The sequence below is a fragment of the Mycoplasma sp. 10961 genome (genome assembly GCF_055523525.1).
In genome coordinates this window covers 948,972-967,723 of record NZ_JBVFVD010000001.1, presented here as the reverse complement: position 1 = coordinate 967,723, position 18,752 = coordinate 948,972, and the positions used below count along the sequence as shown (strand labels likewise).

Here is an 18,752-nt window from a genome sequence, read left to right as displayed (position 1 = left end):
TGCATATAGTTTTATTTTAAAAACTTTTATGATAGGTATTAGAATTTTGAATGTACATATAGAAATCATTATTAGGATTATGTGATTCATAGATATTCAATACTTATATGATATTAGTAGATATAAATAAATATTTAGCGGAAATAATTTTTGAATATCTTGTTATTTTCTGTATAGTATGAAACTGAAAATTATAAAACACAAGTAGTTTTACTTGTGTTTATGTATATTCACGATATTATTTAATAGAGTGTCTAATAATAATTATACTATATAAAAACTATTAGCAAAATTTAATTTTTTTGTATTAAATGGAAATGTCACATGCAAGTTTTTTGCATGTGACATTGTTTTTGTCTGCCTTGTAATAAAATAGTTGTATTAATAATTTTTCAAAAAATAAAGGAGACCTTAAAATTATATGAAAAATTTAGAAAAATATATTTGTGTTTTTGATAAATATCGAAAAGAAAATAAATATCAACATTTTAAAATTGAAGAGAATTACAACACTATCTTGAAAATGCAAGGAGCTCTTGGGGCACAACGAAAATTACGATCAGATCAAATCGATCTAGAACAACTTTATAATATTTTACAAGAACTTGCTGAAGGCTTCTCAATCCAAGAAGTAGCCAAGATTTTTGATAGAGACATTCGAAGTATAAAAAGCAAAATTAAAATTATTATAAATCGCAGACCACTTAGCTTAGATAAACAAAATCGCTATGTTTGCCCTAAGTGTTCAAAAAGAGTAATGCGGGTTAAAACCCTTAATTTTACTAAGCTATACGAACATTTATTAGGTTATTCATTTTCGCGACTCTTTTTTGTAAGTGATGCAATTAAAGAGAAATGAAAGGCCTACAGAAAATATTGGTATAGTGAGCTTAATACATACAATAAAAATAGAAATAAAAAGAATTTGCAGCAAAAAGAAGTTAAGAAATCAGTTACCTATCTTGTGAATTCTTTTAAAAAATTATCTCCTGATGAATTTGCTCCTTCGCCTAGTACAATTTATAAAATAATTAAAAAATACCCTTATTTCCTTGATTTTGACCATATTGTTAAAAAATCTGAAGGCAAATATGGCATAAGGAAGAAAAAACAAACCAAACCTAAAACATTAAAATATGCTACAGAAATTTCAAAACGTCCAGCTTATATTAATGATCGCTCTGAACACGGCCATTTTGAATTAGACACCGTTATTGGTAAAATCAATGATACATATTGTATTGTGACCATAATTGAACGGCAAACCAGAATGTCTTATGCTATGCTTTCAAAACGTAACTCCAAAGCTATCAAACAAACTCTTCTAAAACTAATCAAGAAACATAACTTAGACATTAAAACTTTAACAGTTGATAATGGTAGTGAAAATGTCTTATTGCACCAGGTAATTCCAACTGAAAGATTATTTAAATGCCAACCATATAGTTCATGACAAAAAGGTTCAATAGAAAATATGCACCGCTTAATTAGGTATTACATTCCCAAAGGAAAAAGCTTAGATAAATACTCTCAGCAAGAAATTGATTATATGATGGAAAAAATAAATAACTATCGACAAGTTGTCCGGCAATATAAGATAACCTAAAATTTTTTTTAATCCCCCGCCTTTGATTGCAATCAAAGGGGCCTTACTTTTGCCAAAAGTAAGCAAAACCGACGAGAAAACACTGCTGTGTTTTCTGTTTTCTCATACATTTTTTTATGTAAAATTTATGTTAAAATTAAATGACAATTATTTTGTTAATATCTCGCAAGTGACTTTTCCAAAAAACATTTAATTTTTTTGCTAACGTATAAATAAATTTATGTTAATATTATTACGGGAAGTAATTCCCAAATTATTATGTAAATTTATCGTATTAAAAATTAAGGAGGCTTATGAAGCCAAAAAAAATTAAATATTTATTCTTTTCTATTTTAGCCATGAGTTCTGCTACAACTATGGTTATTATGGGACAGAATAACAAAACTCTAATAAACAATTTAAATACTTATGAAAATTCAAAATTTTACGAAATTACCAATAGTTCAATAATTAGTAATTCTCAAGATGCAATGAGTATTCAAAAAGCTGTAGGAGTTAAGCGCTTTGATATTATTTATAAAGGTACTACAGATTCAGATCTCAAAGACAAGATTAAAATTATAGCAGAAAAATATTTAAAAACCAAGAAAGAAAATTTAGTTTATATTATTGGTGATTTTTTAAAAACTATTTCTATAGCTATAACTAGCTCGCAAGACTATGATAAGTTTAAAGAAGCAATAAATAAATATGGAACTGAAGACGAAGATGTCTCAAGTGTTTTTGGTTTTAAAACCAATTATACTCATCAAGATTTTATTAATAAACGTAAAAATGAAAGTGTAGTTACAACCACATCTATAAACACTGATAACAATCCAAGATTTAATTTAGGAGTTGCTTTTGATTACAGGGGTTCTGACAACTACCATTTGTATAATTTAGTCGGACTTTCAAAAGACACAATTTTTTCACATTTCAAAGAATACGTAAATAAGAACCCAATTAAAGTTGGTATTTTAGAGGCTGAAGGTGTAATTAATAATGATTTATCACCTTTTTACTGAAACAAAAAATATGGAAATGGAGCTCACTGGAGAAATGAATTTTTCTATACAGAATCATATAGCAATCATGCTAATAATGTGGGTGAAATTTTAGTTGGACAAAAGGGGATAAATCCCACTGCTACTTTATGGAGTGTTGAATTAAACACACGTTGAAATGGACTAGCTGGAGAAATGAATTTCTTCCTAGGACAAGGTGTAAAAATAGTAAACAACAGTTGAGGTGTATTTGATCCAAAAAATAATGAGGAAAGTCAAGTATATAATAATGATTCACATTATTTTGATGAATTAATTAAGTCAAACCCAGAACTTGTTAATTTCATATCAGCTGGTAATAATTTTGAAGATTGGAAAAAAGATGGAAAACTTATAGAGGCTTATGAACCATTAGCAGGCATTGCTTTATCTAAAAATAGTATAGTTATTGGTGCTATTAATAATGACTATTTACAAACTAAAACAAATTATAGTCAAATAGGTAGCGATAAAAACTATATAACCGCCGTTACATCTGGTGGATCTTATAATTTTTCAATTAGAACTGACGATCATTTCTTTTCTGGAAGCGGTACAAGTTTTTCAACTCCGGTCATTACTGCTTTAACATCAATGGTCATTCAAAGAAATCCATATTGATTTAACTTAGCACATGATTCAATAATTGCTAAATCTGCAATAATTTCAGGATCTGTAAAACCAAGATACACAAATGCTGTTTATACTAATGAAACAGGGTTTGGAATACCTCAGTTTGAATTTGTGGATCAAGCTGTTAAAAATCTTAAATACCATAAAAAAACTGGACCTAAATTCACTGCAAACCATAGCATTTATTTAAATAAAGGAGATACAATTAGAGCAAATATTTCATGATTAGCAGAAGTAAGGAATAAGCAAAATATAGTTGATTTTGATTTGAAAGTTTTCGATCCAAGTAACAATTTATTAACATCTTCTATTTTAGGTGAGAGAAACACAGAAACAGTAGAATTTACAGCTCAAAAAAGTGGATATTATAATTTCAATCTTTTAAGATATGATAACAATGATATAAAAAGGGATTTAGCATTTACTTATGCAATTAAAAGATCAAAAAACTAAATTTAAAAGATTATTTTATTCTTTAATTATTCCTTCTTTAACTCTCATTCCACTATCTGCTATTTCATGTTCTAATTTAACAAGTGATCCTTACTCCTCTGAATCCAAAACTGATGATGGACAAAGACTTGTGAGATTTCATTATCCTAACAGGTCTGTGCATATAGATAATGCTTTATGGTCTAGTGTTGATTATAATAGATTAATTCAAAGCTCTTCTTTTGATGATGCTTTTAAAAATGAACATGCCGAAGTTATAAAAAAGCATAATGATGCTTATAATGAATATCATAAACCTATAACGAATTATGATGAAAAAGATAGAGCTGAAAAGAGTGCAAAGCTATCAGACGCCAGAAAAGAGGTTATTGATAAATGACAAGAAAAAAATATAAAATTAAATAAAAATAAGATTTTTAGTTTAATTAATTCGAATGATGACTTAGCTTCCGATAAATACAAAGATATTAAAGATATTTTTAAAAATACAGATTTTAGTAAAAATACTATTTTAGTTGTTAACGGCTTGAACTATCACACTGGAAGCATTAATGAGGTTGTAAAAGGTTCTGGATATTGAATTAAAAAAGTTAATATCCTTGATAAAAACATAAACCTTGAATATAAATTAGTAGAAATTCAAGCAAAAGGGTCAGGTAGGGGTGTAGCTAGTCAAGCGTTAAGCACAACATCAACAATACATTATATAGTTATTAATAAGTTAGATTCTTTAGATAATTATAACTTTACTTTTAATATCCCCAAAGATAGCAATATCTAATATTTTATAATACTAAAAAGTTAACACTACTACATGTTAACTTTTTATTTGCATTTAAAAAAATGAATAATAAAATTTAATTTCCTAATATACTTTAGTAATAAATTTAATATTTATGTTAATTTTTGTTTAGTTTTAATGTAAAAATATTAACACTTAATAACTTTTATGTATATTATGCAGCCCTAAAAAAATTTTTTTATGATACACTAGGATCAGTTGTTATGGTATAATAAAATCATAATTTTATCTTTGTAAAATTATATTTATTTATATTGACAACATTAACAAATTAAAATATATAAAGAAAGGAATCACAATGTCAACGACAAATCAGTTAGTTAATCATGGCCGTGTTTCTAAAACTAAGAAGCAAAATGCGCCTGCCTTATCATTAACATATAACTCATTAATTAAAAAAGCTAAAAAAATGGCTTCACCATTTAAGCGTGGTGTATGTACCCGTGTTGCAACAATGACACCTAAAAAACCTAACTCAGCTTTACGTAAATATGCTCGTGTTAGATTATCAAACCAAATGGAAGTTACAGCTTACATTCCAGGAGAAGGACACAACTTACAAGAACACTCTGTTGTGCTTATTCGTGGTGGTCGTGTTAAAGACTTACCTGGGGTTAGATACCATATCGTACGTGGAACCCAAGATGCAGCTGGTGTTGCAAAACGTAACCAAGGTCGTAGTTTATACGGTACTAAAAAAGCAAAATAATATAAGTGTAATTATTAATTAATTTAATATAAAATTAAGGAGGACAAAATGTCAAGAAAAAAATCAGCACCAATCCGTGAAGTACTTGCAGATCCAGTTTTTAACTCAGTAGTAGTTACAAAATTAATTAACCAAATTATGCTTGACGGAAAAAAATCAATTGCTCAAGATATTTTATATTCAGCATTTGAATTAATTAAAGAAAAAACAAGTAGAGAACCAATGGAAGTGTTTTTAGAAGCAGTTGAAAACATTACTCCACAACTAGAAATTCGTACCAGAAGAATCGGTGGAACAAACTATCAAGTGCCTACCGAAGTTCCTGCTCGTAGAAAACAAACATTAGCACTTAGATGATTAGTGCAATATGCAAGATTAAGAAACGAAAAAACAATGGATATTCGTTTAGCAAATGAAATCATCGATGCATCAAAGAAAACTGGTGGAGCAATTAAAAAACGTGAAGACACCCATAAAATGGCTGAAGCTAACCGTGCATTTGCACACTTCAGATGATAGTCTTTTAGTTAATATTAATTTATATTATGGCTAGAGATTATGATTTAAAAGATTACCGTAATATCGGTATTATGGCCCACATTGATGCAGGTAAAACTACCACAACAGAAAGAATTTTATTTCATACAGGTAAAATACATAAAATTGGTGAAACACATGATGGTGTTTCACAAATGGACTGAATGGAACAAGAAAAAGAAAGAGGTATTACTATTACCTCAGCAGCAACCACTGCTTTTTGAAAAGGTAAAAGAATTAATATTATCGATACCCCTGGACACGTTGATTTCACAGTTGAAGTTGAACGTTCATTACGTGTTTTAGATGGGGCAGTTGCTGTTTTAGATGCTCAATCAGGTGTTGAGCCTCAAACTGAAACAGTTTGAAGACAAGCGACTAATTATAAAGTTCCACGTATAGTATACGTAAATAAAATGGATAAAGCAGGAGCTGATTTTGCTGCTTCTGTTGCATCCGTAAAACAAAGATTAGGTGGAAATGCAGTAGCAATTCAATGACCTATTGGAGCTGAATCAGACTTTAAAGGGGTTATTGATTTAGTTACAAGACAAGCTTATACATATAATGGGGAGCCTCAAGAAGAAGAATTCCCAACAGCAATTCCTGCTGACTTAGAAGAAATTGTTGAAATTAAACGTCAAGAATTATTAGAAGCAGTTGCCGCTTTTGATGAAGAATTAATGATGGCTGTTTTAGAAGGACAAGAAGTAGAACTTGATGCTTTTAAAGCTGCAATTAGAAAAGCAACTTTAACTTCTGAATTTTTCCCAGTAGTTTGTGGAACTTCATTTAAAAACAAAGGTGTTAAGAAAATGATCGATGCGGTTGTTGATTATTTACCTTCACCTTTAGATATTCCTGCTATTAAAGCACATGAAGGAGAAAATGAAGTCAGTGTTGAAGCTAGCGATGAAGGAAACTTTGCTGCTTTAGCATTTAAAGTTATGAACGACCCTTTTGTTGGTTCATTAACTTTCTTCCGTGTATACCGTGGGGTATTAAACAAAGGAAGCTACGTATTTAACTCAACTAAGGGTGAAAAAGAACGTATTGGACGTGTATTACAAATGCATGCTAACAGCCGTGTTGAAATTGATGAATGTCGTGCTGGAGATATTGCAGCAGCGGTTGGACTTAAATACACAACAACTGGTGATACTTTAATTGATGAAAAATCACCAAAACTTGTACTAGAAAAAATGGTTTTCCCGGAGCCAGTTATTTCACAAGCTTTAGAACCAGAATCAAAAGCTGCTACTGAAAAACTTTCATTAGGGTTACAAAAATTAGCAGCAGAAGATCCAACATTTAGAACTTATACAGACGATGAAACAGGTCAAACAATTATTGCGGGTATGGGCGAATTACACCTTTACATTATTGTCGACCGTCTAAAACGTGAATTTGGTGTTCAAGCTAAAGTTGGAGCTCCACAAGTTTCATATCGTGAGACTATCACCAAAACAGCTGATGTTGAAGGAAAACACATTAAACAATCTGGTGGTAAAGGTCAATATGGTCACGTATGAATTAAGTTTGAACCTAACCCAGATGGTGGGTTTGAATTCGTTGATAAAATTGTTGGTGGTAAAATTCCAAAAGAGTACATTAAATCAATTCAGAAAGGTCTTGAAGAAAAAATGGCTGTTGGTATTTTAGCTGGATATCAAATGATTGATATTAAAGCTACCTTATTTGATGGTTCATACCACGACGTTGACTCTTCAGAGATGGCTTATAAAATAGCAGCTTCTAAAGCTTTAACTAAAGCTAAAGACCAAATTGGAACAGTATTACTTGAACCAATTATGGATGTTTCAGTTGTTGTTCCATCAGATCACATGGGAGATGTAATTGGTGATTTATCACGTCGTAGAGGGCTTGTTAATGACCAAGAACAAAGAAATGATGGAGCCGTTGTTGTTAGAGCACAGGTTCCACTTTCAGAAATGTTTGGTTATTCAACAGAACTTAGATCAATGACTTCAGGTCGTGGAACATACCAAATGCAATTTGATCACTACGAAAAAACACCTAAAAACATTTCTGATGAAATTATTAAGAGAAGAAACTTACAATCTAAAGACGAGGATTAATTCTTTGAATCAAAATATCTTGCTTTGCAAGATATTTTTTATTAATTAGTTAGACAACATAAAGTTTTCTTAGAAAAATATATTAAATTCTAAACATGGACAGCAAAATTTAACATTTTAGTTATTTATAATTCCATAGCAAATTGCTGTGGAGTTTTTCAGTTTAAGTTTGATTGAATTCGGTCATTATTGTACCAAATTACATATTCTTGTATCATATCATTAAGTTCATTAAATGTTATTTTTGAATAATCTAAATCATTTAATAATTCAGTTTTAATGATTCCAAACCAATATTCAATTTCTCGATTATCAAGAGAATTTCCGACTCTTGATAACGAAATAATACCACCAAGATTTTTAACTTCTTTAATATATTGATGATGTGTATATTGAAATCCATGATCTGAGTGAATGATAAAATTTTTGAATTTGTATTGCTTTAATGAATTTAAATTGTCTAAAACTAGTTCTAGATTATTACTTTTTGATAATTTAAAACCAATAATTTGTTTAGTTTTATGAGACAAAATTGCAGACAAATAAACGTGTGATTCTAACACATCTTTTGGCGCTTTTATATATGAAACATCAGTTGCATAAATATTTCGATTGTTTTGATCGTTATAATCACGATTTACGAAGTTATCAATTTGTGAAGATACATTTTTAATTTCTTTTCGTTTTGATTTTTGTCTAAGCTTACATTTTAGGCCTAAAAGGTTCATATATCTCCCTAATGAACGTTCGTTTATATCTATTTTGTATTTTTGAGATATGTAAACACTTAGTTTTAACCTTCCATATCTTGACTTTGTTTCTGCGAACGATTTTTCGATTACATCACTATATTTAGGGAGTTTTTGTGCAATTTTAATATTTTGAGTTTTAGAAATTGTTTGTCTAGAAATGCCAAAAACTTCTGCAAGCTTAACATAACTTATACTAAAACTTTTAGATTCAATAACTTTCTTACTTTTTGGTAATTCGTTGGTAATTTCATAATATCTTTTAGCTATTTGTAACAAATCATCACGATCAAAAATATCTCAATTTGGTTCTCTTTTCGTCTTAGGTTTGCCGCTTCCTTTTTTGCGGCTTTCACCTTTCTTTGTCTGCAATAAGTCTTCCATACCTAAATTATAATACTTAATTATTTTATTAATTCTAACTTTTACACTATTTCTTTGTAAGTTTTTTGTTTCTGGTGATATTTGGTAAATAGCTTGGAAAGCACCTGGGAAACCTGATTTTTGATATTCTTCATATATTTTTGCAAATTCTTCTTTCTTTAAATGTCTTGACATAATTTATCCTTTCAAAAAAATTCTTCGTTGGTACCAACGAATGGTAACAGAAAAGCTAACATTTACATGTTAACTTTTCTGTCCGGCTTTATTCCTTTATTAATATCTATTTAATCTATATAATTAATATATAAAATTTAATAAAGGAATAATAAATGAAACGAAGTAAATTTTTACTTATATCTACAAATTTAGTAGCAATTTCATCATTTGCAATTGTATCATGTGCGAGTGTTGAAAAACCGCAAAAACCAGACCAACCAGCTCCACAGCCACAGCCTGATCCATCCGAAATTGCAGTAAATAATTTTAAAACCGCTTATGCAGTAGTTTTAAGCAAAAATAAAGATAATATTACCCTAGAAGATGAAAATAGCATAAATGTTGCTTTAAGTACTTTTGCCTCATTAGAGGATAATGTTAAACATTTACTTACTGCAGAAATAAGTTTATTAGATGATTTGCTTGCTAAAATAGCAGAAATTAAGCAATCTCAAGCTAATGAAACTAATTTACCAGGTGAAAATCTTGGAAGCCAAAAGCCGCCAGGCAACAAAGACACTAGTACAACTGATCCAGACTTGGGCAATGATAAAGATAAGCAAAATAATAGTGGCCAAATATCTGGCGGAAAAGACCAAGAAAAAACACCGGTTGAAGATCCAGGAACAACCCAACCAGAAAAACCACTTGAACAAGAAAAAGTAGTAATAAATAAATTTCTTCCAATAGGTGAAGGGGAAAGATATTTTTCTTCTTTAAACTCGCAAGAAAAGCAAAAAGAGTTAAATGAATTAAACTATATCTTATATGAAGATCTAAATAAAGTTGAACAAAAATCCTATAATGGTTTATCTTATTTAGAATATAAAGATAAAATAACCGGAATTATCTTTAAAGAATATAGTTATGGTTATAACCAAAGTGGCCCTTTATACTTACTTAATAAAGAAGGTCTTTTACTTATAGCCCACGAATTTAAGCGTAAAATACCATATGGTCAGGAAGTAAGGGATTTGGATTCTATTACTATTAATAACGTATCTGAAATAACTAGTCAATCTCTTGGTTTATATCGTCCACTTGAAAAAAGGATTTATGTTAACGGAACTAACCTAAATAATAAGGGCTTTTCATTATATGAAATAGTTGGCAGTTTAATGCAAACAATCTTCCATGAATATATGCACCATTGAACCATGTCTTATGCTGAAACAGGTTTAATTGAAGGCAATAAATTAAATGTTACAGACCAAGAAGCAAAAGATATTAACCAAATGAAAACTACTGAACTTTATTATAATCCTGCAGCTAATTTTGGTCATCAAGGTCATTCGCATGGCCAAAGGCAATTTTGAAATTCTTATTTTGTAAGTAATTTTTACAATTTATTAAATTATGATGTATCGCAAAAAGGGTATCTAAGTGATGAAGTTTTAGATAAATTAAATATTAAAAATAAAGAGAATTTATTGTACAACAACTTATCAATAAATGATATGTGACGTTTAGCCAATGAATTAAATACACCAGAACATTTAAAAAATAAATCTCAAAGTCAAACTTTAAGTGTATCACCTAGTGGGGTGTATACTACAAGTATTAACAGGTTAAAATATACTTTTAGCATGACTGAATTAGTTCCTAGAGAATATACTAAGTATGCTTATGAATCATACTTTTCAATTAATGATCTTAATAAATCAGAACAAAGGCACGATGCAAGGCAAAGCACGGTTAATTGATTTGGACTTAGATACTATACTCAAAATCAAAATAATCAATGAATGATGTTTTTTTATCCAAGTCATAATACGGAGGATTGGTCACATACATATTTAAATAATTTTGATTCTTTAACTGCGAGATATTGGTTTGATAAATTGGGTAATGGTTTAGATGATCCACCCAAACATAATGTTGCAATTATGCCTAATTCTGTATTTGAAATAAATGAATTTAGATTTAAAAAGGAAGGATCTGAAAGCGAAATAGGTGAATTAACACCAGAAAAAACTAGATCTCGATCAAAAGAATTTTATAAATTATTTTTAGATACTATGGGCTATGGTAAAACTATTAGCCAAGTATTTTATCGTTCAGATGTAACAGATGGTCAACCTGGATATGGTGCAGGTGTTGTAGGTTGACCAGATAGGCTTAAATTCTCTGGCTTTATCGATGCAAATCATAAAGTTGATGGTTTAGTTATAAAGGATGCAAATGGTGAATATAAACATAGTTTATTGGAATATTCTAATAGTTTTAACTTCTTTGGTCTTCAAAACTTTGATCAAGGTGCTAGTTTATATTCTGAAGATGATAAGGGTGAAAAATTAATTACTCAGGACCGTCAAAAACAAATTAGCAATAGATTATATCCAAATAATATCGGATATAATAATTATTTAAGTTATATTACTAAGGATTTTTTAGAAGTGAAAGAAAACTCAGAAGTATACCTTTGAACAGATCTAAATAAAGATGGCAAGGTTACAGAAAATGAGTTAAATTCATCACAAATAACCTTGCCAACTCAACGTCCTGTAACAAACCAAAGAAACACAAATCATAATGTTTCTAACTTTGATAAATTTATAATAAAAAATATTGATGGTAAAACAGTTATTAAAAAACTATAATTATATTTATCTTTAAAAGATATTTATATAGTATAATAAAGGAAATTTTCAATATCAAGAAAGGGAAATATGAATTTTTGACATTATCGTAGAAATATAGCAGATTTTAGCAGTTCAAGGCCATTATTTTTATCATTTTTTGTATTCAGTTTATTTGTAATCTTATTTTTATACATTTACCGCAAAAGGGTATATAACTATTTCAATCAAGAAGGCAAAAAATTTATTTTCAAAACACTATCACTTGAAAATTTATTTGTGGCAATTGGTATTTTTACCACAATATATAATTTAATTCGCTTAGGTTTTTTAATTGGAATCGATTATCCTTATAAATGAGAATTGTTCCCATTGCATTTATGTAGGTTTTTTAGTTTTACAATCCCTCTTTTATATATATTTAAAAAAGGTCCTAAAATTAATATGGTAAGTATTTTAGCTGTCTTTGGAGCGATATTTGGATTTTTATTTGCTGATTTAGGAGCAGATCCAGTTGCAACCCAAATTGACAGAGAATATAACAATCTTAAAGAAGGAACTAGAGAGTGAAATAATGCTGGTTTTAACTTAGGATATGACAACGTTCTATTTTGAGATTTTATTTTTGCTCACTCATTTGTTTTAATTATGCCAGTATTTACCCATATTGTATATGGTCCAAAAGCAAAAATAAAATTAAGAAATTTTGTACAAGGGTCAACCTTAATGCTTGGTATGTTAGTTTTAGTATTAATTGGTAATATCGTGTTGTTCCATGGAATTAAGAATTCTAATAATAGAGTTCAGATCCAATGAACATCTAATTGATTCTATTTAGGTGCTAAAGGAATTAATACTTTAGGTAAACTATCTAAATGACCATTTTCTCCAATCATCTTTGGGCTTGCTGGTGTATTAGTCAATATCCTTGGTTATATCTTTTATATGTTTATGTGAAGTATTGACTTTGAATTTAATAAATACTATATGCCTAATAAAACATCACGTAGAAGATTTAAGGATGTTTGAAATGAACTAAAAACTCCTTGGAAAGAAGTTTTAAATTTTAGAATTAAGGAATAGGCAACAAGAACAATAAATATGCAGGCAAAGAATATTCGGACATTTACGAATATTCTTTTTATATAATGAAAGAGGTTTATAACAAAAGTTAAGCTCAAAATGACCAAATATTAATTTAAAAAATTAACATATAAAAAATGAATGGATTAAATAATCCATTCATTTTTTATAGCCTTTAGGTTTAGTGTATTTAATTTGATTTTTATTTAAAATTAAAACTACTGCATAAAGTGTAGTGGACTTCTTGATAAGTAGCATGATCGTTTTGTTCAACTTATTATTGCACATAAAAATTATTATGAGAAGGTAAAGATTGATTATCCTTCTCAATGGTTAATTGGCAACCTAAAATCATTTTTACTTCCTATGGAATCAACAAAAATTAAAACAAATTATTTTGATTACATTGACATTGATGCAATAGACAATGTTAATAACGTTATCTCAAATCCAAAGCATCTTTCAAAAGAGAGTGCGCGAAGCAGAGCTAGTAGAAAACTTCATAATGGCGATGTTCTTTTTTCTATAGTTAGACCATATTTAAAAAATATTGCTCTGGTAACTAGTGAATATAAAAACTGTATTGCTTCAACAGGATTTTATGTTTGTACACCGATATCTGCTTTATGCTCGGAATATTTATTCTATCTATTAATTTCACCTTATTGCATAGAAAGTGTAATGCCTTATATGAAAGGTGATAATTCGCCATCAATAAGAGGAAACGATTTAGAAAATCTTATTATAGGAGTTCCTTCTTTAAATGAACAGAGAAGGATTGTAACTAAAATACATACTATTAATTTAATAATTGAATAATTAGGTTGTATTTATTACTAATTCTAATTTGCTCATTAAATGGTGGAAAAGGCAAAATAAAAGAATTAAAAGCTTTTTGTGTTAATTGATTTATTGTTGTAGTTCCGCTAGTTTCGGATAGTTGCTTAAAAAATAAAGGCGATTGCAAAAACACATAAATATACTTATAGTATAAAGTTTTACAAATAGCCATAAATGCACCAAAGGTCATATTCTCCTTTTTAATATCTATAAGTGCTGATTTCCCAACTAATTTTTTACTGCCATTTCTTGCACAAATAATGATATCATTTAAATTTACATATAATTTAGGATTAATATGACATGAAACTCTTACAATATCATCTAAATTTAATTTACCATTATTAATATTAGAGGATCTTAATACAATAGTTCCGTTACTTGAGACGTCTGATGGCTTATAAGTTAAACCTATATAAGAATCAGTAACAATACTAATTGATGTCCAACACCAATTTTGTGGTATTTCAAATGGTAAATTCTCATAATAATTTTTATCATCACCTTGATATATGTATGATTCTTTCTTATCACGCTTAATTTTACCTTCTTTAATAAGCTTTTCTTTTTCAGCTTTTATATGCTCTAAAAGAACAGAAGCCGGCTCATCATTAGGATCTTGTTTAACTAGTTTTCCTTCTATAGCATATTGAAGAATTGATTTCTTTAACTTCTCTGCAAAAGTAGATTCAAGCTCAGTCAATTTCTTTTCATAACGATCGTATTCTTGAAGTAATGGTTCAAATGAATTGATTTTATTTACTATACGTTGTTGTTCTGCAAGAGGAGGTAAAGGGATAATAAACTCTTTTAAAGTGTTTATGCTTACTCCTCCAATAATACCTGTTAAAGAAGATTTAAAAATAGATGTGAACTCAGTTGATTGAAATATATTAAATAAATAAAAATCATCCACAATGATAGAACCAAAACAAGCTAGTTTATTGCCAAAACATACCTCTCTATCAGTAATTGCAATCTTTCGACCGGCAGATCCACCTTCAATGCACATTAGTATTTTGTTTGCAGGAGCAATTTTAAATGTATCTAATTCATAGGGGATATTTACTCCATTATTATAGGCTATAGTTCTATCAAAACCAACATCCTTTGTCGCAATAAAATCTCTACCGATAACATTCGTGTATTTTTTCTTTTTTTCATCCTCGTTAATGCTGTTTCCATTATAAATATTTGCCAAAGATTTAAGTCTTATCCAAGTCCAATTATCTGGAATATCAAATGGCAAGTCCTCTAATTTGACGGGTTCGATTTTACCAATCTTCTCATAATAGCAATTATCGTCACCTTTAAAAATATAAGATTCATTCTTATCTTTCTTTATTTTGCCTTCTGCTATTAATTTCTTCTTTTCTTCATAAATCTTTTTAACAAGCTCACTGGCTGGCTCATCATTAGGATTTTGCTTTACAAGTTTTCCTTGTATTGCTAGTTGAAGAATAGATTTTCTTAATTCATCAGCAGTTAAATTTTTAATTGTCTTCATCTAATATCTCCAATATTTTAGCCAGTGTTCTTTCCATTTCAGCATTATAGGATTCTCTTTTTTCTCTAAATTGTTGAATCAACTCTTTTGGTTCTAAGATTTCATCTTCAATATGAGGATAACCACATAAATCTAAATTATAATGTAGTTCCTCGATTTCCTTCTTAGAATACTTTTTAGCTTTAGGGAATTCATTGATAGTAATTTCTTCCCTATTATTCCACCATTCAACAACTGGTTTGAAATGATCTAATAGAATAGGTTTTGTCTTTGAGAAGTTTTTATATCCATCAGGCATATCCATTCTGTAGACCCATGTTTCTTCAGTTGGATGAGTATTATCAAAGAATAAAATATTAGTTGTAATTGAAGTATATGGCGCAAAAACACTATGAGGCATTCTTACAATTGTATGTAAATTAAACTCATTCATTAATTTAGTTTTAATTGCAACTTTAGCATTATCCTCACCAAATAGGAAACCATCTGGAATAATTACAGCGCATCTTCCGTTTTTCTTTAATCTAAACATAATAACATCCATGAAAAGATCAGCTGTTTCACTACTTCTAAGTTCAGCCGGGAAGTTGTTTTTTACTGCATCTTTTTCAGAACCACCATATGGAGGATTCATTAAGATTACATCAAATTTATCATTTTCCTTATAATCTCTTACATTTTTTTCTAATGAATTGGCATGATAAATCTTAGGTTCATCAACATCATGTAATAGCATGTTTGTAATACACAATAGATAAGGCATTGGTTTCTTTTCAATACCATAAATAGTAGTATTATACTTATCTACATCTTCTTCATTTTTCTTTTGTGGTTCTAAATATTTAAGGGTTGATGTTAAAAATCCACCTGTACCACAAGCGAAGTCAGCTACCTTTTCACCAAGTTGTGGCTTAATCATTTGAACCATAAAATCAGTTACAGCACGTGGTGTATAGAACTCACCTGCATTACCTGCGCTTTGAAGACTCTTTAATATTGTTTCGTAGATTTCACCAAATTCATGTCTTTCTTTATATTCAGAAAAATCTATTTCATTAATAACATTAATTACTTGTCTTAAAAGAACGCCATCTTTCATGTAGTTTTGGGCGTCTTCAAAAACATATCTAACTATTCTTTGTTTTAAAGGAGTGTCCTCATTAATATCTAGATTCTTTAATGTTGGGAACACCTTATTATTAACTAAATCTAATAATTTTTCACCAGTGATAACATTATTACTTTTATCATCAATGGCCCAATTACGCCATTTTAATTCTTCAGGTATTAAACTCTTATAATTTTCATCAAAGAATTCCCATTCCTCTTCTTTTGCATCATACACCTTTAAAAAGAACATCCAAGTCATTTGGCTAATTCTTTGAGCATCACCGTCAACTCCGGCATCATTTCTCATAATATCTTGGATTCTTTTTACTAAATTACTTACCGCCATGATTTCACTCCTCTATAATATTACGCTGCATATAAAGCTGTTTGAACTGAATGGACCGCAGCTAAATATCCATTAAGTCCACCAAACAACTTAGCAATTTTAATAGGACTACCGTATTCATTAAATTCAGGTAGTTTTAAAACTCTTTGATCAGTTAAGTCATCAATTTCATCGTTAGAATATTTATCTAATAATATAGATAATACTTCTTTACATTTATCAGAATAACTACTCAATACATCATTGACCTTGCTGCTCTTAGCTCTTTCACTCTTTGTTAACGGTTTGATTCCATATGCAATATCACATATTAAATCAAAGTCATCTACATCAGCTGGATAGAACTTCCTTAATTCTTCAATAAAAATTCCTTTATCATATAATTCTTCGATAATTGCAGTTCTCTTTTCATCACTAGTCCAGAATTGAAGGAATTCATCAAGTGATGCGTAATCTTGTAATACATTTCTTCTTGTAAAGTCTTTTAAGCTTTCTGTTACAAGTTTTCCATCTTTATCATAATATTGAACTCTTTCAGATATTAATTCTACAGCAACGTCGTTGATATATATCTTTTTCTTTTTAGTGTTATCGCCATCATCTCCACCAGGTTTTACTGGATCAACTATAGGAGATACAGGTTGTTTACCTTTATAATGTTCTGGATCATAATCTTCACTTTGAACATCCGGTCCATTAAATTTTGGATCCGCAAATAATCTTGTTGCATTTCTAAAATCAAGAATTGTGAAATACATTTTTCCATAATCCTCAACAATTCTTGTACCACGACCTATTATTTGCTTAAATTCAGACATTCCATTTTCACCAAATATATTATCAAGAACTATATTCTTACATGTTTGGCAGTTTACACCTGTTGTCATAAGTTTAGATGTTGTGACAATTGTAGGATATACACTGTCTTTATCAATGAAGTTATCTAATTGTTTTTTGCCTTCATCATTATCACCTGTAATTCTCATAACATATTTATGATTATCAGCGCATAAGTCAGAATTTAAATTAACAAGAGCTTGTCTCATTCTTTCTGCATGGTCAATATCTACACAGAAAATAATAGTTTTAGCAAACCTATCAGTGCTTTTTAAATATTCTGTTACTTTTTCTGCAACTAGTTGTGTTCTTTCATCTATAACAAGATTCTTATCGAAATCCTTAACGCCGTATTCTCTATCTTCAACTAGCTCTCCTTCTTTATCAGTTTTACCTTTTGAAGGTCTATAGCCATAAACATCAGTATCAATGGCATATCTAACAACTTTATATGGAGCTAAGAATCCATCTTCAATTCCATCTTTTAATGAGTATGTATAGACAGGTTCACCAAAATAATCTATGTTAGAAATTTCCTTTGTTTCTTTTGGAGTAGCAGTCATACCAATCTTACTAGCAGAGCCAAAATAATCTAATATCTTACGCCAGTTAGAATCTTCTCTAGCACTTCCTCTGTGGCACTCATCAACAATAACTAAATCAAAGAAATCTGGTTTGAAACTTTCTTTTAATAAAGCCAAAGAATCATCAGAATCATTTTCAGATAATTGTTGATATAAAGATAAATAGATTTCATAAGAAGTATCCATTTTCTTATGATATATTTTTGTCATTGAATTTTTAAATGGTTTAAAATCACCTATTATAGTTTGATCCACTAAAATATTTCTATCAGCTAAATACAATATTTTTTTCTTTAGTCCAGATTTCCATAGTCTCCATATTATTTGAAATGCCATATATGTTTTTCCAGTACCTGTAGCCATAACTAAAAGAACTCTATCTTGTTTTTTAGCGATAGCTTCAACAGTTTTATTAATAGCAATTCGTTGATAATATCTTGGAGCAAAAGTTTCTTCACCAAAATAATAAGGAGTATTAATAATAGCTTCAAAATCTTTTGAATTATCAATATCTTCTTTATATTGCTCATCAAACAATTCTTGAGGAGTAGGAAATTGATCCAAATCTAGTTTAATTTCAGTTCCTTTCTTTCTATCGTGAAATAAAAAGCCATCACCATTTAGACAGGGAAAAAATATTCGGACAAAATCCG

At 29.2% G+C, this 18,752-nt stretch carries 13 protein-coding genes; 9 read left to right on the top strand and 4 right to left on the bottom strand.

The genetic code is table 4. The features are described from left to right. Positions 1 to 421 precede the first annotated feature (421 nt). The 6 genes from AC0B4T_RS04070 (at position 422) to fusA (ending at position 7,864) form a co-directional block, all read left to right on the top strand. Entirely contained in the window at positions 422 to 1,606 is a 1,185-nt protein-coding gene (locus AC0B4T_RS04070; protein WP_465103240.1) for an IS30 family transposase, read from the top strand. A 293-nt stretch (positions 1,607 to 1,899) separates the two neighbouring features. Further along, positions 1,900 to 3,717, top strand: a complete 1,818-nt coding sequence (locus AC0B4T_RS04065; protein ID WP_465103239.1) for a S8 family serine peptidase — start codon at positions 1,900 to 1,902, stop codon at positions 3,715 to 3,717. Beyond that, positions 3,692 to 4,498 carry a hypothetical protein gene (locus AC0B4T_RS04060; protein WP_465103238.1) on the top strand — a complete coding sequence of 269 codons (807 nt, stop codon included), beginning with the start codon at positions 3,692 to 3,694 and terminating at the stop codon, positions 4,496 to 4,498. The genes AC0B4T_RS04065 and AC0B4T_RS04060 overlap by 26 nt, the downstream gene beginning before the upstream one ends. A 319-nt stretch (positions 4,499 to 4,817) precedes the next feature. Beyond that, positions 4,818 to 5,228: a 30S ribosomal protein S12 gene (rpsL, locus tag AC0B4T_RS04055; RefSeq protein ID WP_099309117.1), complete on the top strand. Its 411-nt coding sequence runs from the start codon at positions 4,818 to 4,820 to the stop codon at positions 5,226 to 5,228. Between the two features lie 48 nt (positions 5,229 to 5,276). Next, a complete protein-coding gene (rpsG, locus tag AC0B4T_RS04050; RefSeq protein ID WP_465103237.1) occupies positions 5,277 to 5,747 on the top strand; it encodes a 30S ribosomal protein S7 in 471 nt (156 codons plus the stop codon). Between the two features lie 26 nt (positions 5,748 to 5,773). Further along, on the top strand, positions 5,774 to 7,864 hold the full coding sequence (gene fusA, locus AC0B4T_RS04045) for an elongation factor G (protein ID WP_465103236.1): 2,091 nt from the start codon (positions 5,774 to 5,776) through the stop codon (positions 7,862 to 7,864). Positions 7,865 to 7,989: 125 nt separating this feature from the next. On the opposite strand, the gene AC0B4T_RS04040 is transcribed toward fusA, so the two are convergent. Beyond that, positions 7,990 to 9,171 carry an IS3 family transposase gene (locus AC0B4T_RS04040; protein WP_465102846.1) on the bottom strand — a complete coding sequence of 394 codons (1,182 nt, stop codon included), beginning with the start codon at positions 9,169 to 9,171 and terminating at the stop codon, positions 7,990 to 7,992. A gap of 155 nt (positions 9,172 to 9,326) precedes the next feature. On the opposite strand from AC0B4T_RS04040, the gene AC0B4T_RS04035 reads away from it, so the two are divergent. The 3 genes from AC0B4T_RS04035 to AC0B4T_RS04025 all read left to right on the top strand — a co-directional run bounded on the left by AC0B4T_RS04035 (position 9,327) and on the right by AC0B4T_RS04025 (position 13,694). Beyond that, positions 9,327 to 11,813 (top strand): MYPU_1760 family metalloprotease, encoded by a 2,487-nt coding sequence (locus AC0B4T_RS04035; protein ID WP_465103235.1) that lies wholly within the window; start codon positions 9,327 to 9,329, stop codon positions 11,811 to 11,813. Between the two features lie 69 nt (positions 11,814 to 11,882). Further along, positions 11,883 to 12,875 (top strand): TMEM164 family acyltransferase, encoded by a 993-nt coding sequence (locus tag AC0B4T_RS04030; RefSeq protein WP_465103234.1) that lies wholly within the window; start codon positions 11,883 to 11,885, stop codon positions 12,873 to 12,875. Between the two features lie 366 nt (positions 12,876 to 13,241). Beyond that, entirely contained in the window at positions 13,242 to 13,694 is a 453-nt protein-coding gene (locus tag AC0B4T_RS04025) for a restriction endonuclease subunit S (RefSeq protein ID WP_465103233.1), read from the top strand. On the opposite strand, the gene AC0B4T_RS04020 is transcribed toward AC0B4T_RS04025, so the two are convergent. The 3 genes from AC0B4T_RS04020 to hsdR are packed head-to-tail and all read right to left on the bottom strand — an operon-like array spanning position 13,675 to position 18,738. Beyond that, positions 13,675 to 15,222 (bottom strand): restriction endonuclease subunit S, encoded by a 1,548-nt coding sequence (locus tag AC0B4T_RS04020; protein ID WP_465103232.1) that lies wholly within the window; start codon positions 15,220 to 15,222, stop codon positions 13,675 to 13,677. The two genes, AC0B4T_RS04025 and AC0B4T_RS04020, sit on opposite strands and share 20 nt — an antisense overlap. After that, complete coding sequence (locus AC0B4T_RS04015; protein ID WP_465103231.1) at positions 15,209 to 16,678, bottom strand: class I SAM-dependent DNA methyltransferase; 1,470 nt, start codon at positions 16,676 to 16,678, stop codon at positions 15,209 to 15,211. The genes AC0B4T_RS04020 and AC0B4T_RS04015 overlap by 14 nt, the downstream gene beginning before the upstream one ends. 20 nt (positions 16,679 to 16,698) lie before the next feature. Continuing rightward, the gene (gene hsdR, locus AC0B4T_RS04010) at positions 16,699 to 18,738 is read right to left on the bottom strand and encodes an EcoAI/FtnUII family type I restriction enzme subunit R (protein ID WP_465103284.1); all 2,040 of its coding nucleotides are present in this window, start codon (positions 18,736 to 18,738) and stop codon (positions 16,699 to 16,701) included. Positions 18,739 to 18,752 lie beyond the last annotated feature (14 nt).